Source organism: Pseudoalteromonas phenolica, from assembly GCF_044788725.1.
GTDB classification, from domain to species: Bacteria; Pseudomonadota; Gammaproteobacteria; order Enterobacterales; family Alteromonadaceae; genus Pseudoalteromonas; species Pseudoalteromonas phenolica_C.
The window spans coordinates 784,886-807,546 of record NZ_CP173162.1 but is presented as its reverse complement, the minus strand read 5'-3'; the positions used below and the strand labels follow the sequence as shown (position 1 = coordinate 807,546).

The window sequence follows — 22,661 nt, the reverse complement described above, 5'->3', positions numbered from 1 at the left end:
ACTTGCCTATTCAAAACTGAGTCAATTTTTAGACTAAGTCAGGTATTAATGATGAACTTTCCTTTCATCAAACTATGTGTTTGTGCGCTTGATAAGTGATTAATTCGCAAAATTGAGTGTAATCAAGCAATACTGATAAAGACATTACTTGCCATTACAGCCTGACAAAGTAGTTAAATAGAGAGGGTTCGTAATTAGAGGGGAGCTGAAGTGCTAAATATGAAAAACTGAAGAAACCCTAAGCATCAAATAAAAAATAGCGACATTATTAAGAGTATTTTATAAGAACAAAAAACGGGTTTAAGTTGAATAATTTAAACCCGCTCTGTTGTTTTACATTAAGCAAAAATGAGTAATTAAATTTGCTCAACCCAAAACACACCGACCTCTTTTTTGACCACTTTAACAGGCGTACCTTTCACTAGAGGTTGATGACTTTTCACCAACCACTCAATACCTGAATAAGCATATTTATAGCCATTATGCTCATCGACATCTTGTTCTAAGGTAAAGGTAAGCTCTGCAAAGTCACTGTGCACATCGGTTGATTCTCGACTTTCTTGCAACCTTTTAAGTGGCTTCCAAAGTAGTGCTGCAAGGCCTGCTGTAATGATGGCATTCACCCAAAGGGCGGTTATCCAATCTGCCTCGAGTAAACCTGCATACATCAAGGCACCACTAAACACCAATGAAAGCCCTACAAAGAACAACACAAAAGTGGCAAAGCCAAGTACTGCAACTTCAATGATCAAAGCTAAAACCCCAAGTATCAACAGAGCTTGAGGGATATTGTCTGTCAAAAATGCCATAGGCTAGCCTTTTTGTTTTTGATTAAGTGAATTAATTATCGACATGCCTTGTGCAACCAAAGAGCTTGCATCTGTGCCGCTTTCTGGCAGCAAGACAACAGAAGACTCTTTAGCAATTGCTTCTTTAGCACTAATAGCCTTTGTTGCTAAGTCGAGCTGAATGGCTTTTTGACCTTGCTCTGTATTTGCCGCTTCACCGACTTTACGAAGAGCATCTGCTTGTGCCTCGGCGACGGCTAAAATTGCTTTTGCTTCACCTTCGGCTTGTAATATTTGCTCCGCTTTATCAGCTTCCGCAGCCAGAACTTGAGCTTGCTTTTTACCTTCGGCAACATTAATGGCCGCTTGTCTATCACCTTCAGATTCTAAAATTTGTGCCCGCTTCACACGTTCTGCTTTCATTTGAGCTTCCATCGCTTCCATTACAGAATTAGGTGGCACAATATCTTTAATCTCATAACGTAATACCTGGATACCCCAAGGCTCTGATGCAGAGTTAATCGCAGCAACAATATTGGTATTCAATAAATCACGTTCTTCAAATGTTTTATCTAGCTCCATTTTACCGAGCTCACTACGCATTGTAGTTTGCGCTAACTGAGTTACCGCAAAAATATAATCATCTACGCCGTAAGTTGCTTTGTATGGGTCTAACACTCTGAAATATAAAACACCATCAACAATCAAAGAGATGTTGTCTTTGGTAATTGCTGATTGTGAAGGCACATCGACTGCTTGCTCTTTTAAGCTTCTATCAGCAGCGACACGATCAATGAAAGGGACGATAAAGTTCAAACCCGCTTCTTTGGTGGATTGATATTTACCAAAACGCTCAACCATCCAAGCACGGTTTTGTGGGACAAATTTGATGCTACTTTTTAAAACAATGATGACAAAAAGTAGTAGAAAGAATTCGACTTGAAATACAAATTCTAAAATTTGGCTAACTGGATCCATGTTTTCTCCTTTTTATTATTCAATGTTCAGATTATCACCTTGTTTCTAACTTCTCCACATTATTGCTATTTAAAGATGTCTTGATGACTCATTGAATAAGGGCGTTATTAAACGCATTATTTCAGCATTTAATTTGCCGGCTTCAATCGGTTTGCTCACATAACCATTCATACCAACTTGTAAGCATTTTTCTTTATCGCCGTTCATTGCATTGGCGGTTAAAGCAATGATCGGAATAGATTTAAACTGGTTATATTTAGGGTTTTCTCGGATCTCTTTTGTCGCTTGATAACCATCGAGAACGGGCATTTGGCAATCCATTAAAATGAGATCAAAACTATCACTTTCTGCATTTTCAAGAATAGTTAGGGCCTCTTGCCCAGAATTCGCTATTTCGAATTCTATTTGCCAATTACTCAACATTTTAGTTGCAACGACTTGATTGACCTTATTGTCTTCGGCAAGCAACACTTTTAATCCTGCCAAGTTTTTTGCAGAGTCTTCATTTTCCACCGCCAGTGCTGTCGTTTGTACTTGCTTAACTTTCTCTGTAAACAGTTGCATTAGGTCATAACAAGTAAAGGGATGATAGAAAACCGCGCACCCTGATTCTTTGACCAATTGGCTGTTGGGTAATTTACTTTTCACATCACAAATAAGACTCACTTGCTGAGCTTGCCTTTGCGCACTTTCAAGCAAATATGTACTTTCTAATCCCGTATCAGAACAATTTACTAAGTCTAAAATGATTAAATCATAACGCGATTGAGAAATAGATTTTGAATCCAGAATGTCTAACTTTAAACCTCGCGATTCAAATTGACTTACTATGATTGATGAAAATGTTGTATTGGAACTATATAACCCGATTGAATTTGGTACATTTAACGCCTCTTCTTCCATAGCGCAGCTTTCATCGAGTTCAGCTTGGATTGAAAAAGCAAATTCGGTGCCTTGATCTGGTGAGCTACTTCTTAGTTCAACATCCCCTCCCATTAAATTACACAGCCTTTTTACTATCACTAAGCCAAGCCCAGTACCGCCATAAAGCCTGGTGGTCGAAGCATCACACTGACTAAATGCATTGAACAGTTTTGATTGAGCTTGACTGTCGATTCCGATACCTGTGTCTATGACTTTACCGTTTATTAATACCCGACCATCATGTTGCAGTTGAGAACTCAAAATCAACTTCACATGTCCCTGGTGGGTAAATTTAATGGCGTTACTCAACAAGTTATTAAGAATTTGCCGCATTCTCACAGGATCTAGCCTTAAACAGTGATGTGACACACCATGACAATCTACAAATAACATCACGGGCTTTTGACTGAGCTCAATTGCGAATGACTTAGCGACGCAATCTAAAAGAGAAAGCAATTCGACTGGCTCATTATTTATTTCTAATTTACCGGATTCTATTTTCGAAAAGTCTAAAATATCATTGATTACACCCAACAGTGAATTAGCACTGGCATGGGCTAGTTCAGAATATTGCTCTTGTTGGCCTGACAAATGGGTAGATTGCAATAACTCTAAGCAGCCAATAACCCCATTAATAGGCGTTCTGATCTCATGACTCATATTAGCTAAAAACTCAGACTTCAATTTAGAGTGGTTCTCAGCTCTTTCTTTTTCTAACCTTAACGCTTCATTTGTAGTGATAAGTTGCTTCTGAAATTGCTTATTTTTATTATTTCGAATTTCGCCAGTCATGATAGCGAACGCAAAATTAAACAGTAATTGACTCATGAACAATGCAATTATAAACCACTGAGCTTTGATTGATTCGTCTTGCTGTAGATGACTAACGCCTTGCAAATTAATATCGATAACCTTGTTGAATGACACCACAAACAAAATCATCACACTGAGTAAAATCAAAAAGCTTGAAGCGCGATATCGCCCTTTACTATGATGGTAAAGGCACCAAAGTACCCAGCTTAAAAATATCACTGCGGTTGTCACTCCAAGAGAAAATCGCAGGTGGTAACTAGGAAAAACAAACGTTAATAATAAATGCGCAAAGACATAACAGCCGATAAATGCGAATAGTTCTCTTTTAGGAGAAGGTTGCCCACAGGCTTTATAGGTTCCCTGCAAAATAAATAAAAATGACGATTGGACCACAAAATTAGGCAAGACATATCGCAGCAATTCAGGGAGGTGCTGCTGGCCTGTGAACAACAATAATCCTGTCATCAAAAAGCAAGAAGACAACGCCCAATAACGCACGGCGCTGATATCACGATTCGCAAACCACAAAAAGACTAATGATAACGCTGATGTGAATACACCAATGCCACTCATTAATAATAAAGTTGAAGTTGATAGTTGCATGGCGACTCGTTTAGAGGTGCTGATGGCTAATAATAAGTTATTGTAGTTTTATCTTTCTCAATTAAAACTTAGTTCGCTTCAATCATTCTGTAAAGCAGTGGATCTCATATAAAACACTTAACACTGAGACGCTTATCTCCTATATTGAAACTGTTTTTCTCAAACACGCAACCACATAGGTAAAACACCATGCCTGAGTATCTCAATATAATTATCTTAACTTGCTTAGCGGGCTTGTGTATTCCCGTCGGTGGCATGATTGCAAGTGTGGAATCCATTCGCCCTTATTGGCTTGAGAAAGAACTACGCCACTTTCTGATTGCTTTTGGCGGAGGAATTTTATTGGGCGCGGTGACCATTGTACTGGTACCCGAGGGGATGCATAACTTGACCAATTCACTTTTTGCCATTCCTATTTTACTTCTGGGTGCTTTGACATTCTTTTTTATTGAACGTCAACTCGGCCTCAAACGTCGTGAATCACCACAATTAATGGGCATGACCCTAGATTTTGTCCCAGAGGCGATAGCTTTAGGCGGTTTGGTTGCTACGGGCTCAGCCACAGCAACCATGCTGGCTTTGTTAATTGGCTTACAAAATTTACCAGAAGGCTTTAATGCCTTTAGAGAACTAAAAGAACAAAATAATAACAACACTAAAAAAACCATGTTTATCATGTTTTTATTAGTGCCATTAGGACCAATAGCAGGCTTATTCGGCTACTATGTTTTAGCTGGGAATGAAGCGGTTTTAGGCAGTATTATGTTGTTTGCATCAGGTGGAATTTTATATCTTATCTTTCAAGATATTGCACCGCAGTCAAAACTGAAAAGGCATTGGGGTCCACCGCTCGGGGCGGTATTTGGTTATGCCTTGGTTTTATTTAGTAATATGCTGGTCGGCCACAGCTAACCAGCAAACACAACTTAAACAGTCTTTAGCTAACCCACTTATTTCGACGGAAATATATTACTTGGGCAATAACCAGCACCAGCAACAAACCACTGAATATATAGAATGCCATTGGATTATCTGTACCTGGGATCCCCCCCACATTAATGCCTAACAATCCAGTTAAAAACCCAAGTGGTAAGAATATCGCAGCCACAATAGACAATACATACATGCGGTCGTTCATTGTCTGCCCAACTCGCACATTAATTTCTTCTTGCAGCACTGCCGCACGTTCTTTACAAGAGTCCAGTTCTTCAATGTAGCGAGTAATATGGTCGAGTGACTCTCGAATTTGATGTTTACATTCACTACTCAGCAGTATGTTTTTATCATTTAAAAGAGACTGTAACGCTTCTCTTTGTGGTGATAAATGGCGTCGTATTGCTATGATCTGTCTACGTAAGTTAGCAAGTTCAGACTGAAAACTGTTCTTTTCACCGGTTAAAATAGAGTCTTCATAGTCTCCCAGTTTATCGTCAATAAAATGTACGGTATCAGACATGTTATCTGTTAAGTGTTCAATCATGCTCACTAACCACTCAGAGCTGGTTTTTGGGCCTTCACCTTGATTGATTAACTCCGCAATTTCAGACACCGAAAATATACGTCTATGTGCCGTCGAGACCACACAATTTTCAGTGATATATAATCTGATAGATACCATGTCTTCGGGCTTTGCCGATTTCGCTAAGTTAATACCTCGCAAAGACACGAATAAGCCACTGCCAAAAAATTGAGCTCTAGGTCTGGTTTCTTCAGAAGTTAACGCTTCTTTTACTGTTTCAGATAAAAAAGCAGCTTGTTCAATCCACTCTACTGCATGCGTTTCGTTATAATCTAAATGCACCCAAAATGGCTGACTTTGATCCAGCGACTCTAGGGCTAATTGAGTTTGAGATTTTAAATTATAAACACGTTGCGTCGTGTTGGCTTTTTCCATTACAGATTCCATGTTGCTGTTAACTCGATAAGATTCATAACACTTTTTCAAATCTTAGCGTTGTCATTCTCATAACGCGAATAAAAATTGCCCTTGCATAAATAACCACATCCGAATAGTCATTTACCAAGGGCAATGAAGATACTTAAATTTTAGTTAGTGGTATTAACGCCACTTTGCTTTATCAGCTTCTATATAGCTGCGCTTTTGTTTCTTGCGCTTTTCATCACGCATTTTCTTATTGCGTCTTTCTTGCTTGTCATCTCGCAGCGGTTCACAGTTAATACGCATCATGGAACACCTCTGAGTAATAGTCACTTGGGTTCATCGAACCTTTGCTATTGCTCACTGCACTTGAGCGATGAGAGGTGCGATAAACAGCATATAAAAACTTTTTCCAAAGCTTATGTTCATAGAGCATTACGGGCTCTTCTGCTTGCAATGCAGCCACAAATTTATGCTCTGTTTCAGTTTCTGGCATTAACGACCCGTCATAAAGGCCTTTTAGTGTATGCCCATAGTGAATTAAATAATTTGCCTCTGAGATTGTGAAAAACCCAGAACGATCAATACCTCCAAAGAAGTGTTCTTCTGCATAGAACTTTTTACTTCCTGGACGAATATCCGCAATCATAACTGTCTCCAAAATGTGGGCCCTAATAAGCTAGGGACAAGGCAAACATAAAAGAAGATTTAAAGTTTGAAAAACAAATAATAATTGTCGTGAAATAAAATCTTTTTAGTTTTTCTTTTTTGAATTTACGCCATAGATTTAACTCGGAAATAACCCTACTAGGAAAAACGATGAAATACTTTTTATGTGTTGTCTTTTTGTTTGCATCAGCAATGACTTTAGTGAATGCCGCTGAGTCTGAGAATGCATCTCCATGGGAAGTGAAAGACGCGTATTTATACTGCGTTGAAGCTTATGGCGACAAAGATGAGAAGCAATTACTTGACTGCGTCAACGAAGAGTTAGCTGCAGGTGAGTACAATACATTTAAAACATTGGCTGATGTATTGGCATACATCGAAAAAGCAGATTAATTGAATTACTGCCTTTGCACTGATGCCTAAGGATGTGGGACAGGCAAATAGAGCAACCTAAACTATCTAGCTATATTAGCAACCTCCTCATTCCTAAAGAGGGCTCACGATGAGCCCTCTTTTTTATTAGCCAACACGCATTACTTAGTGATCTTTAACTCTCCATCAATATGAATATCTCTTTGTGGGAAAGCAATCACGATATCAGCATCTTTAAATGCTTTATCTAAAGCAAAGCGGATATCACTTGATACTAATCTCAAGCCGCCTTCAACAGTAGAGTTTATCCAAAAATAAGACTCAAAAACCAAAGAGTTATCGCCAAAATCTAAGAAGAACACCGATGGTTCAGGATCATCTAACACTTTGTCATGTGCTTTGGTTGCTTCAAGCATTAGTTTCGCAACTTGCTCGCAATCAGAGCCGTAAGCAACGCCAATTCTTACCGTGCCGCGCACTAATCTATCTCTCAGCGTCCAGTTTACAACTGTATTTTCGAGCAGCTTACTATTTGGGATCAACATATGCACTCCATCAACCCTGCGGATGCGAGTGGAGCGTGTATTAATTTCTTCGACGATGCCTTTTACGCCTTCTACTTCAAGAAAGTCGCCTATGCGAATGGGCTTTTCACCAATTAAAATCCAGCCACTGATAAAGTTATTAATGATGTTTTGCGCACCAAAACCAAAGCCAATGGCTATCGCGCCAGATAAAAATGCAAAGGCTGTGATTGGGACATTGATCATAGATAAAGTGGTTAAGAAAATAACCGCCAGAGACACAACAACGATAATTCTGCGTACTAATTGAATGATATTAGGATCACGTCTTTTTGCTTTTAATCGTTTTTCGACCGTTTTTATTGCGACCCTTACCAACCAAAAGCTCACGATTAGCCACAGCGGTATGATCAACACCTCACCTACCGTAAGCGGCTCTTCGTTAAATGTGAAAATTGTATAATTCAGTAGCGCACTTATTTGGGCTAGCATGGTTTTTCCTTCTTTGTTTGTACCACTTATTGACTATTGTTAGTTGATCATAAGCATAGAAATATACGGGGTTTATGGCCTTTATTCTGATTGCAGCAGCCATTTGGCACATAGCTTGAACTAATTATAGCTAATTGTCGTTAATTCAAAAGTAAACCAATGAAATAGTTAAACTTTTCTATTTTCGACCAGATTTCGGGATAAAAATAACACTGTATTAGTGCAATATTGCACCATAATGAGGCAACAATGAATTACACAGAAGTCAATTTCGATGGCCTAGTTGGGCCTACACATAATTATGCTGGCTTGTCATATGGTAACGTCGCATCTAAATCTAATGCCAATAAAGCCTCAAACCCCAAAAAAGCCGCGCTTCAAGGGCTTGAGAAAATGTTTAAACTTAATCAAATGGGCTTACATCAAGGGGTTTTAGCGCCTAATGCAAGACCTGATCTGGCAACCTTAAGAACTTTGGGGTTTTCAGGCTCTGATGCAAATGTAATAACTCAAGCTGCTAAAACCGCTCCACAATTTTTAAAAGCATGTTATTCCGCTTCTTCAATGTGGACAGCTAACGCTGCGACGGTGTCACCGAGTAGTGACAGTGGCGACGGCAAAGTACATTTCACACCGGCGAATTTGAACAATAAAATCCATCGCGCCATTGAAGCTAAAACTACCAGTAGAATATTAAAAGCAACATTTTCAGACGACGCAGTGTTCACTCACCATGAGCCACTGCCACAACACCCCATTTTTGGCGATGAGGGGGCGGCAAATTATACGCGCTTAGCTGATAGTTACGGCCACTCCGGGCTAGCCTTATTTGTCTATGGTGAAGACATAAATAGCCAAGTTAAACCGCAAGTTTTTCCGGCAAGACAAACGCGTCAGGCCAGTGAAGCCATAGCCCGTAGCCATCTACTCGATCCTGCACAAACCTTATACATACAGCAAAACCCAGAAGTCATTGACCAAGGTGTCTTTCATAACGATGTCATTGCCATAGGAAACGAGAATGTCTTTTTGTTTCACCAGCAGGCCTTTTACCAACAAAAGAAAGTCATAGCCAAAATACGCCAATACTACACAGGTACTCGCCCATTGCACCTCATCGAAGTGACCAGCGACGACCTAAGTGTGGCAGATGCCGTCAATAGTTATATTTTTAACAGCCAGTTAGTAAGCTTGCCAGGTGGTGGCATGGCATTAATAGCACCGAGCGAATGCCAAACCATAGATGCGGTTGAACGCTATGTAGCGGCACTTTGCCAAGCCAGTAATCCAATTAATGAAGTTATTTACATGGATTTAAAACAAAGCATGCAAAATGGTGGTGGACCAGCTTGCTTGCGCTTACGGGTTGCCCTATCTCAACATGAATTAAACGCGGTTAACCCGGATTGTTTAATCGATGAAGACTTATATGACAGGCTAACTACATGGGTAAATAAGCATTATCGCGATCGTTTAGTAGAAGCAGATTTGGCCGATCCAAGTTTGATGCTTGAATCGCAACAAGCGTTGGATGAACTCACACAAATTATGAACCTAGGCTCTGTGTACGATTTTCAAAGGCTATAAAATTCAAACGCTATTAGGCAATAGAAAAGCCTCATTTTCTATTGCCTAATACTTATAACTCTAACAAGTCAACCGATTAAAACCATTAAAACTCTTTATTAAACACTTACATTTAATGTATAGATTTAATTAGATTTGAAATAATTTTTTGCCTAATCGAAAGAAAACCGCGACAGCTTTTGATACCATCTAGGTTTATTCCAATTGCATTAAATTTCTAATCTATTATTGCGACACAAAAACCTGTAACCGGTTACCGGTTACCGTTTCCAGTAAACGAAAATGACCAATAACAAGTATGAAAGTTTGCTATATAGTTGTTCTATATTAAATTTCAGACGAAGTTAGGGACATTTTGTCTCGCTAAAATAATTAGTTAGTTAATAAAATTGGTATTAGTTTTAACCAATGCCTTATACACGCATTATTCTCAAAATAAATGCTCGCTCTAATGTACGGTTAATTTTATTTACCTTCCAAAGGAGTTTACTCTCGCATGCACTGTCGTACACTTTTAGCCATGCTTTTTCTGACATCACTTTCATTTCTTAGTAACGCAAATACTGAAAAAGAGACCGATAAAGCGGTGCAACAAATCGAGTCGCCACTTTATAAACCACTTGTAGAACGCTACATATTGGATGAGCTCAAACAACTGCGCCAAGACCAACAAGCTACGCGTGCGGAACTGATTGAGAAGGTCGTTAATGCTAAATTGGAATCATCAGATAGAGCCATTCGATATACTGCTGATACCACTAACACCATTTTTTATATCATTACCGCTGCGGCTTCTATTTTGGTATTACTCGGTTGGAAATCTATTCGCGACATCAAAGAAAGTATGGAAGCATCAACAACACGACGCATTGAGAAGCTGACAGCCAAATATGAAGACAGGTTAAATCAGCTTGAAGATACCATTAAAGAGCGTTCAAATCAGATTGTTGAAGCGCAAAAAGTAATATCAGAAAGCAATATGGTGCATTCACTCTGGATGCGAGCGGGCCTTGAAAAGAGTGACCAAGAAAAGCTCAACATCTATGACCAAATTTTAGAAATTAATCCGCATGACGTTGAAGCACTTACTTATAAAGCTGATCTATTGTTAGATATGAATGATGACGCTTGGGCCTTATCACTCGTTAATCAAGCAATTGAATTAGATAGTAATTATGCACTAGCTTACTGGCAAAGAGCCTGTGCTAAATCTAAGTTAGCACAATCTCAAGAAGCGCTCGAAGATATTCGCACCGCTTTAACTCTATCTAGCACCCTCAAAGAAGAACTTGATAGAGAATCTTACTTTAGTGGCTTACGAAAAGAGCCCGCATTCATTGCGCTGCAACAAGCCTAATCGCATTCGCACAAACACATACAGCCTCTTTTTTCAAAGAGGCTGTATTATGTAACCAGATCTTTAGGTGTTTAACAGCTCAGTTTAGCTGCTCCGACAAAGACTTCATGCTAGTCTAAATTGGCTGCGCAACTTTCACCTCACGCTTCTTTGGTCTTCTTCTTTTTAGCCACAAATAACAGCCCGTAATCGCAAAGATAAGCGGCGTTAAACCAATCACACACCAAATGATTCGACTCGGTAAACCCGCAAAATAGCCAAAATGAAGTTTTCGAAAGCTATCAACCGCCACCAAAAAGAACGGCGCTTCACGAACGTCGAAATTTGATAGTCGTTCACCCGTTCGCTTATCAAAGCTCACTGTTGAAGCATATTCACTGGTGACAAAGCTGGTCTCGCTAACTTCACCAAAAAAGGTAATTTGCAGATCAGGCTCATACGGAAAGAGTAAATAAGTTGGTTTAAAGCCACCCATTTGCTGGGTCGACTCTGCGACCATTTTATCGAGTGAAAGCTGGTGATTATAAAGTCTTTCAGTGATCACCGTTTGATGGTCGTCACCATGTTCTAACTCATGATGAATAATCTCAGAGATATTCCAATACACACCGGTAAAACCAATCACCAATAAAATGGGGGCTGACCAAATACCAACTAATTTATGAATATCGCTAAACATCGCGACGCGTTTCACCTTTAACCTCAAGGTAAAAAACTTTTTCCAAAACTGACGGTAAATAATCAGTCCTGAAATGCCCATAAAGAGCAAAATAAGAGACGCCAACCCCGTTACCCAAAGCCCTGTATCACCAATCAAAAACTTGTAGTGTAAATCAAGCAGCCAGTCTGTTAAGTAGTGATTTACGGCCACAGGCTCAGAGCGAACAACCCCTTGATATTGGTCAAGATAGACTTTAAACCATTCGTTGGTGCCGTGTTTGAGCACATAAATGCGATCTGCGGTTTTACCATCATCAAAGACTTCCCAACTGCCAATTTCATAACCCTCAAGCTGGTTGTTCAGCTTTGCTCGCAGTTCGTCATAACTTAGCCTTTGGCCCTGCTCGCCTGCAACGACGGCAAGTTCTGGCATCAGCCAATGATCGAGCTCTTCTTTGAAAACTAGAATACTGCCTGTGACAGAAATAATGATCAATGGAATGGCAACTAATAAACCGAGATAGCGGTGCCATAAATGGAGTGTTTTTTTCATAAATTTATGCCCCTTTAAAGCCCTCTCATGAATTGAAAACCATAATGTGACAGAGGGCTAAAATAGATAAGGCTGCGATCGCAGCCTTCAAGTGTAGAATTACAACGACCAGTTTAGGGTCAATGCATAGTTACGAGGTGCACCATAGAACCCCTGTGCCCAATACAATGAATTAATGTATTTTTCATCAAATGCATTATTGATATTAAAGGTCACATTCACTTGTTCGTTCACATCATAGCTGGCCATGAGATTCACAAGCGCATAAGCATCTTGCTTTGTGACAAAGTTCGCTGCAGCATTTTGCACACGACTGATGTCGTCTTGCCAACGCATATTAAGACCAAAGCTTAAGCCTTCAACTGCAGCAACTTCTTGTTTAACAGCAAGCTTAAAGACTTGTTTTGGCGTGTAATCTTTCACTAATTGTGCTTCGCTGTTACCCGCATTCAAGGTGTCAGAAACATCAATATCTGTGTAGGTGTAACCTAAATTTGCGCTTACGCCCCAACCTAGTTCACCGCTGATCTCTAGCTCATAGCCTTGAGACTGAATGCCTGGTGCTGCAATATACACACTATTATCTGGGGTTGAATTAACCGTATCACCTACTGCAATATTCACTTGCTCAGCATTGAAAATGGCAAAGTTCACCATCATGTTGTCATCGAACAATTCGGCTTTTATACCCAACTCTTTAGTATCGCCTTCAATCGGAGCTAATTGATTGCCGTTAATATCTTTTTCGGTTTGAGGCGCAAAGGTTTCGCTATATGAAGAATATAGGTTCACATTATCGTTCAAGGTATACACCGCGCCTAAATGGTGAGTGAGATCGCTTTCTTTAGTGCCTTTATTTTTACCATAAGACATGCCCTTACTTTGCCAAGCAGTGTGACGTAAGCCAGCTAATAACTTTAAGTCTTCAGACAACGAAAAACGCGCCGATGCGTATTGTGAGCTTTGATCGCTGTCAACGTCTGAGCCAGGCGCTGAAGGGTTAACATCCACCAGAGTTGGTACTGGCGCTACCCCATCCCATTCATGCATGTTTGGCATAGCCGGAAAACCATTTCCAGTTTGATAATCGTACAGAGAGCGGTCGCGATAAGCCATATCTGCTTCGCTGGCCCCCAATGCCACTAAATGTGTTTGACCAAACAATTCAAAACTACCGCGGGTATATACATCAAATAGATTTAAACGCTGCTGCAACTGATAGTCACTGGCGTACCCTGTTAAGCCTAAGCCTGTTTCTGAATCTGGCGTACCATAAACGTAGAAAAGATTTGAGTCTTGTTCGTTTTGCGTATGTGCATAACGCGCGACCACACTCCAATCATCGCCAATATATTGTTCGAGCTCGACAAATGCTTGTTTTGATGTGTTATTCCAATATGCCCAATCAGCGGCTGTTGAAGTTGAAACATCATAGTTTGTTGGCTGCCCTTTATTATCAAATAAAGCTAATGCGCCCCAAAGTGGGCTATCAGCATCATTACTTTGATAAGTTAAGCTGGTGGTTAAAGTTGTTGAATCGCTCAGCGCCAACTCGGTAATACCGTAAAATACATCACGGTCAACCGAGTAACGATCTAAATACGAATCACGCTTTTGCTTAACAACCACAGCGCGTGCAGACACTAAATCATTCAGGCGCCCTGATACATCAGCTTCTATTCGTTTATTTGCCCAAGAACCCGCCGTAAAAGAAACATTGGCACGTAAGTCATCCGTTGGGCGTTTACGAATAAAATTCACAGTCGCAGATGGATTACCCGCCCCGGTCATCATACCGTTTGCGCCCATCACAACTTCAACGCGCTGATAAATAGCTGTATCTATCGTGCCTTGCAGTGCACCTTGATCTTGCGGTAAACCCAGTCCGTCAACTTGGAAGTTTAAAATGTCAAAGCCTCGCGCTTTATAATAAGTTCGGTCAGTTTCTATTTTTTCAACCGATACACCGGGCGTTGTTTCAAGTACTTGGTTTACATCATCCAATGAAAAGTCGTCCATCAATGCGCGTGTTACTACATGTACCGTTTGCGGTGTTTCTTTGATTGAAAGTCCAAGCTTTGATGCCGACTCAGCCTCTACAGCCAAATAGTTACTGTGTTTATCACCCAGCACTTCTATTTTTTCGATTTTTTTATCAGCATCATCCGCTAAAACAGGGTAAGAAAGGGCCATTGTGGTGGCCACAAAGAGAGTATTTAATTTAAAAACACGACTTTTCATGAGAGCGCCTCAAGCGTTTATTATTGGAAATTCCGCAATAGATTATTCTAAATGATATTTATTTGCAATATCATTTAGAATAATTAACTGAACGTTCCAAATAAAACTACACAACTAAGCTCAAATTCAGTTATGCTCAACTGCTTGAAAAACATTTATAAATAAAGGATTTGTTTATGAGTCGCTTGTTAGTCTTTAATTTTGATGGCACAGGAAATGAACCCAGAGACGCTGTTCAAGGTGTAAGCTCTGATCAATTTAAAGATGAGAGCATCAGTAATATTTTGAAATTACACCTAATGCTAGGTGGTAATTTATATTCTGACAGCGATTTAAGAGGTCACTGTCTGCAAAGTCGTATTCACCGTTGCTTCTACTATCAAGGTGTGGGCACTTACGGCAACTGGTTGAGCAAACTCATCAATCAAGGGTTAGCGCCGCAAAGTGCAGATGTCACAAGCATTTTAAATCGTGCTATTGAAGATTTTTGCCAGCATTACCAACAAGGTGACACTCTTTTAGTCACAGGGTTTTCTCGTGGTGCCGCTATAGCAAGGCGCTTTGTGACGCTCATTCAATCTAATGTAGATAAAAACACTGACGCTTTTATTTACCTGTGTGTATTCGATACCGTTGCAAGTATGGGATTGCCAGACTTAAGCACCCAAAATAGACCCCGTTTTGACGTCGTGTTTGAACACGGCCATAAGTTGGCTGATATTGTTAAAAAAGCACTGCATTTAGTGAGCCTCGATGAAAAACGCAAAGCATTCCAACCAACTTTGATGAATCATGAAGCTAACAAAGTGCTTGAATTATGGTTTGCTGGCGCACACTCAAACATCGGCGGAGGCTATTATCATGACGCTCTATCTGACGTGTGTTTGAACTTTGCAATGCAATGGCTCAATCATAATCAAGCTTACCACTGTTTAGCGCATTTCAATTTAAGGGTACCCACACAAAGCCAACTTCAATCTCTTTGTCCCGACGCGTTACAACAAACAATTCAAATTGACGACTTGTTTTGTACCCCAAATCCGCTTGGAAAAAGTCATCAACAAAGTCGTAATTCGGTACTTGAATGGATCTCACTAGATGATCGACGCTGTTGCGTCATAGAAAATGAGCAAATTAGTCACCAATTAAAACCACTCGTGCATCATTCTGTTGCTACACGCATCGCTAAATTACCTGACTATCAACCCGCATCTTTAAACAGCGTCGAACATCAACTCTGGCATAACTTTACAACAGCGCCACAGCGCTTTGCTGATGGTCTGGCTCATAAAACTCTGGAGAGAGAAAGTGACATGATGAGTGAGTGATTTAATATTGTGATAGACGCCTTTGTAAAAATAGAGTCTTTACACTAAACATTGAATCACGCTATAAATAAAGAGCGCTATGCAATCATAGCTGTATTTTTAGCGTCCATTTTTTGCCCATAATTTTAGAGAAAACTATGAACATTCATCAGCTTGAAGGGTATATCCAAACCATTTATCTCGTTGAAGAAAATAACAAACTCATGTTGTTAGATGGTTGTTGTCGAGCTGATCATGATGTCGTCACTGAGTTTATTCAGCAAAAATTAAATCGCCCGCTCAGTGATTTAAAAATTATTTTAGTTACTCATATGCATCCGGATCATGCCGGTGGCGCACATAAACTTGCTAAAACCACAGGGGCAAAAATTGCTGCATGTAATGCACCCGGGCACTGGTACCGAGGCTTAGATGGCATGTTAATGCATTGGACAGATATGCTACTCGCGCTTTATGTTGCTGGTCGCAAAGGTAAGAAAAAACAAAATCTGTTTTACCCAAGAAAGTTGCGAGCCGACCACTTTCTCGCCGATGGCATGACTATACCTGGGTTCGATGACTGGCAAGTTATGCATATTCCCGGTCACACCGACCGCGACATTGCCGCTTATCATATTCCTTCAGAGCGTGTTTATGTGGCTGATTTAATGGTTAAAGTAAAAGGTAAATTAATACCTCCGTTTCCATTGTTTTACCCGCGACGTTACCGCAACTCGTTATTGGCCATTAAATTACTCCAGCCCAAGTCTGTCATTTTAGCGCATGACGGCGAGTTAGATTTTGCCGATATAGACTTTGATGGTTTGATAGATTCAGCACCTACCACACCTATGACTCATTGGCGTTCGGTAAAATATAAGTTTAAAAAAGCGCTTAATATCCATTAGCCGCCCGTTTAAACGATTCGGATTTTTAGACATACATTCTGGCAGTTTGGATATATTAGCAAACTTGCTCACTGGTTAAGCTATCACCAACTTGAACACTTGGAGCAAATCTGATGGCTTTATTCACTTCTTTTAAAACAGCAATAGCCGTGGCTTTAATCGGTATTTCATCAATCGCCCATGCAGGGCATGATACTGAAACAGATCAAAATGGCGTTATTTTAGCGGGTCACGATGTAATTGGTTACTTCACAGAAGGTAAACCAGTCCTTGGTAGCGCAAAGTTTACCGCCGTATATAACGACGCAATTTACCGTTTCGCATCAGCTGAAAATAGAGACTTATTTAATAAGAACCCAGCTAAGTACGCCCCTCAATATGGCGGCTTCTGCGCATACGGTATGACATTTGGTAAAAAATTCGAAATCGACGGTAAGGCATTTGAAGTCGTAGACGGCAAGCTATATGTAAACAAAAACTTGGACGTTTATAAGGCTTGGGCTGAAAACGTACCTAAGCACATTCTTGAAGCCAATTCAGAATGGCCCGAGGTAGAAGAGGTCGACCCTAACAAACTTTAAGTGTTAACCACTCAAAGTTTGTTTGTCAGGCTTAGGGAACTTAGCCTGACTTTTTTATATCAACTGCTAAGTCTATTTTAACTTACCTTGCTTGATTTCATTTAAGAGTACAAAGCTAAATGCCATGATTGGCAAGTTTGTGGTCACAGGATTAAAAGCTTCAATTAACAATTGCGGTTGAAGCATAGCAACCGAGAGTAATAAAAAAGCCAGTGCGAGTATATTTAATATATTCATAAGCTTAGTTTTATAAAAAACAAAAAACAGCAAACCAAATATCACTTCGCCAATACCCGCCGCCTTGGTAATTAAATAAGAAATATCATCTGAAAAACCTATGCTGCCTGTCATGAGTTGTTCGAGCGGCGCAATATGTATAAGTTTTGGAAAAATACCGTGATACAACCACACAAAAGTAATCATGTAACGGGCTATTTGAACTATTGTCATGTTATATCCTATTTGACTTACTTCTTACCGCCCCCGGTGCTTCGCCTTGGTGTTGTTTAAATGCTTTACGAAAAGCCGCTTCTGATTCATAACCACTGAGCTGTGCTATATCGGCAACACTTTTCTCGGTATTCACAAGCAAACGATATGCCTCAACCATTCGCCATTTAACTAAATACTTCATCGGGCTTAAGCCAACCAGACTTGTAAACTTGTCAGAAAAGTTCGAGCGACTCATCAGCGCTTCGTCGGCCAATGCTTGTAACTGCCAATTGCGTTGTGGGTTTTGGTGAATGGCATTCAATGCCTTGCCAATTCGCGTATCAAACATCGCAGCTAATAGCCCTGAATTTAATACATTTGTTTCAACTTGTTGTCGTAAAACTTCAATAAAAAGCAGATAAGCCAATTGATCAACCACGGTATAGCACCCTACCCTAGCCTGCTTTAACTCGTTGATCATCATTTCAATCAGTCTGCGGGTTTTAGCATCATCTGTATTTGTACTTGCTTGAAGATGGATCACCTCAGGCATTGCATCTAATAGCGGGTTCATCTGAACATGCTTGAATTCAAAAAAGCCACAGACCATATTAGTTACTGCGCCATCATTGCTCATTGGGGCGTTTATTAACTGTTCATCAGGCTTATCCGCAGAGCTGGCAATGATATGTTGATGATCGTGCGGAAAAATCACCAAGTCCCATTTCTTTAGTTGCTTAATCTCACCATTCATATGCAACCAAGCCTCACCATCACCAATTAAATGAAATGGAATACGACGACTACCTGATGTATCAACGGCCCACGTGCCACAAAAATCGCCGTTCACATACACCTCAGCGTTAAGTGACAAGCGCTTCAGCAGCACACTCAAAGGATCTGGCTCGTTCAGGTATATATTTGGACTTTCTGACATGATTTTCGAATAATAAGACTGAGAGCAAAGAATGGGCTCTATTTAAACTTGCTTGCACAATTTAAGCAAATGCGGTTTTCAATACCCACTTTACACAATTACTTAGAGAAAAATACGCAGAGATTTGGCTCTCGAAAATAAGCCTCGATTCCTGATATTAAATAATAAACACCTATTCTTCTCATAAGTTTCGACTATAAATTTTATTTTACGTCATCTTTTTGTACTTAGCTTTAACTGTGAACTAAATTTATATAGTGCCTTTAGAATATTTAATTACACATGGAAGAAAATGAAAAAATTAAGCTTTAATTTCATTATAGTGACAGTGCTAACTTTAACCGTGAACATATCCCTCATTGTGTTTACGGTTTTACAGATTAATAGTACAGATGCTTTACAACAAAGCTGGGATGGCACAGCAACGATAAAAGTAGTTAATGCCATTGAACTGGCTGAACTTGAGAGAAACTTTGGCTACGTTGGTTTTATTCACCACTTTAAAAATTATATTATTCGCCGCGATCCTGCTTTTTTTGATTTAGCAGAAAGACGCTATGTCAAAAGTAAAGCGTCACTTGCACAGTTGCAAAACACTTTGATTGGCACTAATTCAAATCAACACATTAATATTATTCTTGAAACGCTCGAACTTTATTATCAAAAGTTACTTTATGCTCGCGATAACCAACACCTAGATATTGCAGAACTAGATGAACGGGTTAAAGTCGACGACAGCCGTGCGCAAATGGCGTTAGAAACCTTACGCCTTGAAGTGCTGCCTAAGTTAAAAGCTTTAAAAAGCCAAACTGCACTGACGACAAAACAAATCAATCAGCGAAACATCATCCTACTCACCATACTTTTACCCATACTTCTTATTTCGAGTCTCTTTACCCTTAAGTTGCTTCGCAAGGAATATCGCTCTTCCAGACAGCTAAATACTATCTTAAATCTTTCTCCTGACGGTATTTTATATATTGATGAACATGGCAAAATCATTCGCAGCAACGAATCCGCGTCAAGCATTTTAGGGTATTCAGCAGAAGAATTAAGTGAGATGACAGTAGAGCAACTTGTACCCGAACAATTGAGAGCTGAGCATAAAAACAGTCGAATGCAATTTATGTCAAAAAACCAATCTTTGAGTATGGAGCAACGGCATAAAAACTTACTCTGTAAAACCAAAGATCGTGGCGAAATTGAAGTGGCTATTTCTCTTGCCAATAAATTAATAGGCAAGCACTTCCATACAGTGTGCATGATTAAAGACAAAACAGTACATAAACAGCTAACTATAGAGGCGACAACCGATCATTTAACCGGCCTATTAAATCGACGAGCCTTCGACAGTGCTTTAGAAATTGAGCTGCAACAGTGCTCACACAGGCAACAGCCGCTTTCTTTAATACTAATAGATCTCGATAACTTCAAATTAGTAAACGACGAATACGGCCATGAAATGGGTGATAAAGCACTCGTATTTTTGGCCAATTTTTTAAAGAGCCATTCAAGACAATATGATCATATTGTACGTTGGGGCGGGGATGAGTTTATATTAATATGCCCTAACTTAGGTCCTAAAGATTCACTGCAATTTGCGCAAAGGTTACGTAAACAGTTTTTTAATGACGAATCAAAATGGCCTGAGCATCAAACACTGAGTATCGGTATTCATACCTCTTTGGCCGATGAAAACCTATCACCAAAACGCCTTTTAAGCGGTGCTGACAAAGCACTATTCTTAGCGAAAGAGCAAGGTAAAAATTGCGTGAAGCACTATAAAGATTCACTGCAAACAGTTTATGTCCACCCCAAAGCGAATAATGATTAGCGGTAATAATTTATTTTAACCCACGAAAATAAAATGACTTCTTTATGAAATGTAATTGAACAATTCTCTGTCTTTAACAGTACAACAGTTAACTTCAACAAGACAGAGGACTGCTCATCATGATCAAGCACTTATATGTATTTAACCTGAGCTTTGGTTAAGGGATTTACTAATATTGAATTGATAAGTATTTTTCAAGTCTGCAGCCGGGGACTTTTAGCGATAACACCGCTCACGCGTCCTGCTATCGCTAAGGTACCTACATCCATGTAGGCAAGGCGAATTTACGGCCAGTGACGACCCTGTATTAAAAATGCGTTCAATGGCTTATGCCATTTCATTTGGGAAACGTTTAAGCGGCCAGTAGCTTTAAAATGTGGGCAATCGCTTAATACCAATCCTAAAAATAGATCACTTAATATAGAGGATTGGTAGAAAACTCATGCTTTGTCCACTTTATCAATCAGTAGTTAGGTCCAATCGGTTTATAGTTTATGAATTGCGTGATCCTAGGCTGGTTTTCTTGATTTGGACTGCTGCCGTGAGGTAAGTGATGATGCCAAATAATAAAATCCCCCGCATTTGCAGCGATTGCTTTCGTCTGGTATCCAGAAAAGTCTTGGAGATTATTAACACCAGCCTTTTGCATTTCATTCAACCACTGTGCAAAAGTTTTGTGAAACCCAGGTATGACGGTTAAGGCGCCTTGCTGCTCTGTAGTGTCGGTTAAATATAGAATGCCTTGAGTTGCAAAATGAAGTGGTTTATTAAAATCTACATCTAAATGGATTGCTTGCCCCTTGTAGGGATTATTCATGGTCACAGGTGGATTAAAGCCACACTGATCAATTGACGGAAAGATATCAGCTCTTTGCCATAATTGTGAATAAGCTTTTTTCAGCCGAATACTTTGCCGGTTTAGACTCAATTGAGGGTGATTTGTTAATTCAACCCAAATACCTGAAGTGTGCTGACAGGAGTACCAAGTTTTTGGGTCGGTTAAATCGGCACCTATATGTTCACAAATAAGCTTTGTTGTTTTTTCGCAACTTTCCTTATCTACGGCATTTTTCACAATGACATAACCATTTTCGTCCCAAAAAGCCAAATCTTCTTCGGTTAAAACATTAGCTTGCCTCTCTGTAGCTAGACCTACTTTTTCCATTGCATTCGTAGAGCATAAATTCGTAATAACTGAGTTAAAATAATTGATATGCTCAATCGATGGTTTGCCTGCCAGCTCTATACACCACTGCTCGAATTCTGCAAAACTAGGTTGATTTTGCAACAAATACTGCAAAGCGTGTTTGAAATTGATCCCCATTAAATCAAATAAGCTTTGGTTTAATTCAAATTCGTTGCTGTCATAGTTTGGCTTAAAGGGCACCCATTGCGACCAAACCCTTTTTAACTGCATGATTTTTAGATTACCAACCTCAGTTGCAGCCACTACCTCTGGGCTTTTACCCATATAGAACCTCCTTTTAAAACATAAGAATGAAATTAACAAATACTCAGACAAATGCAAACCAACAAAATAAATACAAATAAAAATCCTTCTCATTTGGTATTTCATATGTATAATTGCGCGAGATAAAATAGTCGTCAGCTCGTTGTATTTAATAATGAAACTTTCAAACTTACTTGGCACCGTCAGACAGTGGCACTGGATCACATCCGCATTATGCCTGGTCGGCATGCTGTTATTTGCTGTAACGGGGATCACTCTGAACCATGCTGCAGATATAAAAGCCACGCCAGTGATAACCACACTAGAAATCGAGCTGAGTGAAGGCATTAAACAGACACTTAACAATCGCGATAGCGGCCCACTTCCTCAAGCCGTTAGGCAGTTTTTAATCAACGAGCACAACATTACGACCCCAAAAACAGATGCTGAGTGGGATGACTATGAGGTGTATTTAGGTATGCCCAAACCTGGTGGAGATGCTTGGTTGAGTATCGAGCTTGATAGCGGGTTGCTTGTGTATGAAAACACCGACCGCGGTGTGATCTCATATCTTAACGATTTGCACAAAGGCCGTAATACCAGCACAGCATGGCGCTGGTTTATCGACTTTTTTTCTGTGCTTTGCATTGTGTTTTCAATCAGTGGTTTTTGGTTACTTATTCGCTATGCAAATCAACGCCCTAGCACTTGGCCACTGGTCGTAGCTGGTGCGGTATTCCCTATCATTATTTTAATTCTCAATGCGCATTAA

The 22,661-nt window shown here is 39.8% G+C and carries 21 protein-coding genes; 9 read left to right on the top strand and 12 right to left on the bottom strand.

Annotated elements, in window-relative coordinates:
- Positions 1–356: 356 nt before the first annotated feature.
- From ACH784_RS21030 to ACH784_RS21020, 3 genes are all read right to left on the bottom strand, one after another.
- The gene (locus ACH784_RS21030) at positions 357–809 is read right to left on the bottom strand and encodes an NfeD family protein (protein WP_404395736.1); all 453 of its coding nucleotides are present in this window, start codon (positions 807–809) and stop codon (positions 357–359) included.
- A 3-nt stretch (positions 810–812) separates the two neighbouring features.
- Positions 813–1,766 carry an SPFH domain-containing protein gene (locus ACH784_RS21025; protein WP_404395734.1) on the bottom strand — a complete coding sequence of 318 codons (954 nt, stop codon included), beginning with the start codon at positions 1,764–1,766 and terminating at the stop codon, positions 813–815.
- 69 nt (positions 1,767–1,835) lie between these two features.
- A complete protein-coding gene (locus tag ACH784_RS21020; RefSeq protein WP_404395732.1) occupies positions 1,836–4,106 on the bottom strand; it encodes an ATP-binding protein in 2,271 nt (756 codons plus the stop codon).
- A 189-nt stretch (positions 4,107–4,295) separates the two neighbouring features.
- On the opposite strand from ACH784_RS21020, the gene ACH784_RS21015 reads away from it, so the two are divergent.
- On the top strand, positions 4,296–5,018 hold the full coding sequence (locus tag ACH784_RS21015) for a ZIP family metal transporter (protein ID WP_404395731.1): 723 nt from the start codon (positions 4,296–4,298) through the stop codon (positions 5,016–5,018).
- Between the two features lie 25 nt (positions 5,019–5,043).
- Here ACH784_RS21015 and zntB read toward each other — a convergent pair whose 3' ends face one another.
- The 3 genes from zntB to maoP form a co-directional block, all read right to left on the bottom strand.
- Complete coding sequence (gene zntB / locus ACH784_RS21010; RefSeq protein ID WP_404395729.1) at positions 5,044–6,000, bottom strand: zinc transporter ZntB; 957 nt, start codon at positions 5,998–6,000, stop codon at positions 5,044–5,046.
- Positions 6,001–6,165: 165 nt separating this feature from the next.
- On the bottom strand, positions 6,166–6,294 hold the full coding sequence (locus ACH784_RS21005) for a hypothetical protein (RefSeq protein ID WP_404395728.1): 129 nt from the start codon (positions 6,292–6,294) through the stop codon (positions 6,166–6,168).
- Entirely contained in the window at positions 6,281–6,634 is a 354-nt protein-coding gene (maoP, locus tag ACH784_RS21000; protein WP_404395726.1) for a DUF413 domain-containing protein, read from the bottom strand. Before maoP ends, ACH784_RS21005 begins: the two co-directional genes overlap by 14 nt.
- A gap of 170 nt (positions 6,635–6,804) precedes the next feature.
- Between maoP and ACH784_RS20995 the strand changes: the two genes are divergently transcribed.
- A complete protein-coding gene (locus ACH784_RS20995) occupies positions 6,805–7,047 on the top strand; it encodes a hypothetical protein (RefSeq protein WP_404395724.1) in 243 nt (80 codons plus the stop codon).
- Positions 7,048–7,187: 140 nt separating this feature from the next.
- Here the strand turns inward: ACH784_RS20995 and ACH784_RS20990 are convergent, their stop codons facing one another.
- Complete coding sequence (locus ACH784_RS20990; protein WP_404395722.1) at positions 7,188–8,042, bottom strand: mechanosensitive ion channel family protein; 855 nt, start codon at positions 8,040–8,042, stop codon at positions 7,188–7,190.
- 249 nt (positions 8,043–8,291) lie between these two features.
- On the opposite strand from ACH784_RS20990, the gene astB reads away from it, so the two are divergent.
- Entirely contained in the window at positions 8,292–9,629 is a 1,338-nt protein-coding gene (gene astB / locus ACH784_RS20985; RefSeq protein ID WP_404395720.1) for an N-succinylarginine dihydrolase, read from the top strand.
- 496 nt (positions 9,630–10,125) lie between these two features.
- Complete coding sequence (locus ACH784_RS20980; RefSeq protein WP_404395718.1) at positions 10,126–10,986, top strand: tetratricopeptide repeat protein; 861 nt, start codon at positions 10,126–10,128, stop codon at positions 10,984–10,986.
- Positions 10,987–11,101: 115 nt separating this feature from the next.
- Here ACH784_RS20980 and ACH784_RS20975 read toward each other — a convergent pair whose 3' ends face one another.
- Together ACH784_RS20975 and ACH784_RS20970 are read right to left on the bottom strand one after the other, a co-directional pair.
- On the bottom strand, positions 11,102–12,199 hold the full coding sequence (locus ACH784_RS20975) for a PepSY-associated TM helix domain-containing protein (RefSeq protein ID WP_404395717.1): 1,098 nt from the start codon (positions 12,197–12,199) through the stop codon (positions 11,102–11,104).
- A 99-nt stretch (positions 12,200–12,298) separates the two neighbouring features.
- Positions 12,299–14,440, bottom strand: a complete 2,142-nt coding sequence (locus tag ACH784_RS20970; RefSeq protein ID WP_404395716.1) for a TonB-dependent siderophore receptor — start codon at positions 14,438–14,440, stop codon at positions 12,299–12,301.
- A gap of 176 nt (positions 14,441–14,616) precedes the next feature.
- On the opposite strand from ACH784_RS20970, the gene ACH784_RS20965 reads away from it, so the two are divergent.
- From ACH784_RS20965 to ACH784_RS20955, 3 genes are all read left to right on the top strand, one after another.
- Entirely contained in the window at positions 14,617–15,768 is a 1,152-nt protein-coding gene (locus tag ACH784_RS20965; protein WP_404395714.1) for a phospholipase effector Tle1 domain-containing protein, read from the top strand.
- Positions 15,769–15,905: 137 nt separating this feature from the next.
- The gene (locus ACH784_RS20960; RefSeq protein WP_404395712.1) at positions 15,906–16,655 is read left to right on the top strand and encodes an MBL fold metallo-hydrolase; all 750 of its coding nucleotides are present in this window, start codon (positions 15,906–15,908) and stop codon (positions 16,653–16,655) included.
- A 110-nt stretch (positions 16,656–16,765) separates the two neighbouring features.
- A complete protein-coding gene (locus tag ACH784_RS20955) occupies positions 16,766–17,236 on the top strand; it encodes a YHS domain-containing (seleno)protein (RefSeq protein WP_404397008.1) in 471 nt (156 codons plus the stop codon).
- 72 nt (positions 17,237–17,308) lie between these two features.
- Here the strand turns inward: ACH784_RS20955 and ACH784_RS20950 are convergent, their stop codons facing one another.
- Positions 17,309–17,686 carry a DoxX-like family protein gene (locus tag ACH784_RS20950; RefSeq protein ID WP_404395710.1) on the bottom strand — a complete coding sequence of 126 codons (378 nt, stop codon included), beginning with the start codon at positions 17,684–17,686 and terminating at the stop codon, positions 17,309–17,311.
- Position 17,687: 1 nt separating this feature from the next.
- Positions 17,688–18,605: an AraC family transcriptional regulator gene (locus tag ACH784_RS20945; RefSeq protein WP_404395708.1), complete on the bottom strand. Its 918-nt coding sequence runs from the start codon at positions 18,603–18,605 to the stop codon at positions 17,688–17,690.
- A 292-nt stretch (positions 18,606–18,897) separates the two neighbouring features.
- On the opposite strand from ACH784_RS20945, the gene ACH784_RS20940 reads away from it, so the two are divergent.
- On the top strand, positions 18,898–20,439 hold the full coding sequence (locus tag ACH784_RS20940; protein WP_404395706.1) for a diguanylate cyclase: 1,542 nt from the start codon (positions 18,898–18,900) through the stop codon (positions 20,437–20,439).
- A 463-nt stretch (positions 20,440–20,902) separates the two neighbouring features.
- Here the strand turns inward: ACH784_RS20940 and ACH784_RS20935 are convergent, their stop codons facing one another.
- Positions 20,903–21,910 (bottom strand): phytanoyl-CoA dioxygenase family protein, encoded by a 1,008-nt coding sequence (locus tag ACH784_RS20935; RefSeq protein WP_404395704.1) that lies wholly within the window; start codon positions 21,908–21,910, stop codon positions 20,903–20,905.
- A gap of 154 nt (positions 21,911–22,064) precedes the next feature.
- Here ACH784_RS20935 and ACH784_RS20930 point away from each other — a divergent pair, with 154 nt between their 5' ends.
- On the top strand, positions 22,065–22,661 hold the full coding sequence (locus tag ACH784_RS20930; protein WP_404395703.1) for a PepSY-associated TM helix domain-containing protein: 597 nt from the start codon (positions 22,065–22,067) through the stop codon (positions 22,659–22,661).

Coding starts and splice junctions, on each gene's coding strand:
- ACH784_RS20960 (WP_404395712.1), top strand. CDS start 15,906: ATGAACATTCATCAGCTTGAAGGGTATATCCAAACCATTTATCTCGTT.
- ACH784_RS21020 (WP_404395732.1), bottom strand. CDS start 4,106: ATGCAACTATCAACTTCAACTTTATTATTAATGAGTGGCATTGGTGTA.
- maoP (WP_404395726.1), bottom strand. CDS start 6,634: ATGATTGCGGATATTCGTCCAGGAAGTAAAAAGTTCTATGCAGAAGAA.
- ACH784_RS20945 (WP_404395708.1), bottom strand. CDS start 18,605: ATGTCAGAAAGTCCAAATATATACCTGAACGAGCCAGATCCTTTGAGT.
- ACH784_RS20950 (WP_404395710.1), bottom strand. CDS start 17,686: ATGACAATAGTTCAAATAGCCCGTTACATGATTACTTTTGTGTGGTTG.
- ACH784_RS20930 (WP_404395703.1), top strand. CDS start 22,065: ATGAAACTTTCAAACTTACTTGGCACCGTCAGACAGTGGCACTGGATC.
- ACH784_RS20980 (WP_404395718.1), top strand. CDS start 10,126: ATGCACTGTCGTACACTTTTAGCCATGCTTTTTCTGACATCACTTTCA.
- ACH784_RS20965 (WP_404395714.1), top strand. CDS start 14,617: ATGAGTCGCTTGTTAGTCTTTAATTTTGATGGCACAGGAAATGAACCC.
- zntB (WP_404395729.1), bottom strand. CDS start 6,000: ATGGAAAAAGCCAACACGACGCAACGTGTTTATAATTTAAAATCTCAA.
- ACH784_RS20935 (WP_404395704.1), bottom strand. CDS start 21,910: ATGGGTAAAAGCCCAGAGGTAGTGGCTGCAACTGAGGTTGGTAATCTA.
- ACH784_RS21015 (WP_404395731.1), top strand. CDS start 4,296: ATGCCTGAGTATCTCAATATAATTATCTTAACTTGCTTAGCGGGCTTG.
- ACH784_RS20975 (WP_404395717.1), bottom strand. CDS start 12,199: ATGAAAAAAACACTCCATTTATGGCACCGCTATCTCGGTTTATTAGTT.
- ACH784_RS21005 (WP_404395728.1), bottom strand. CDS start 6,294: ATGATGCGTATTAACTGTGAACCGCTGCGAGATGACAAGCAAGAAAGA.
- ACH784_RS20995 (WP_404395724.1), top strand. CDS start 6,805: ATGAAATACTTTTTATGTGTTGTCTTTTTGTTTGCATCAGCAATGACT.
- ACH784_RS20940 (WP_404395706.1), top strand. CDS start 18,898: ATGAAAAAATTAAGCTTTAATTTCATTATAGTGACAGTGCTAACTTTA.
- astB (WP_404395720.1), top strand. CDS start 8,292: ATGAATTACACAGAAGTCAATTTCGATGGCCTAGTTGGGCCTACACAT.
- ACH784_RS21030 (WP_404395736.1), bottom strand. CDS start 809: ATGGCATTTTTGACAGACAATATCCCTCAAGCTCTGTTGATACTTGGG.
- ACH784_RS20970 (WP_404395716.1), bottom strand. CDS start 14,440: ATGAAAAGTCGTGTTTTTAAATTAAATACTCTCTTTGTGGCCACCACA.
- ACH784_RS21025 (WP_404395734.1), bottom strand. CDS start 1,766: ATGGATCCAGTTAGCCAAATTTTAGAATTTGTATTTCAAGTCGAATTC.
- ACH784_RS20990 (WP_404395722.1), bottom strand. CDS start 8,042: ATGCTAGCCCAAATAAGTGCGCTACTGAATTATACAATTTTCACATTT.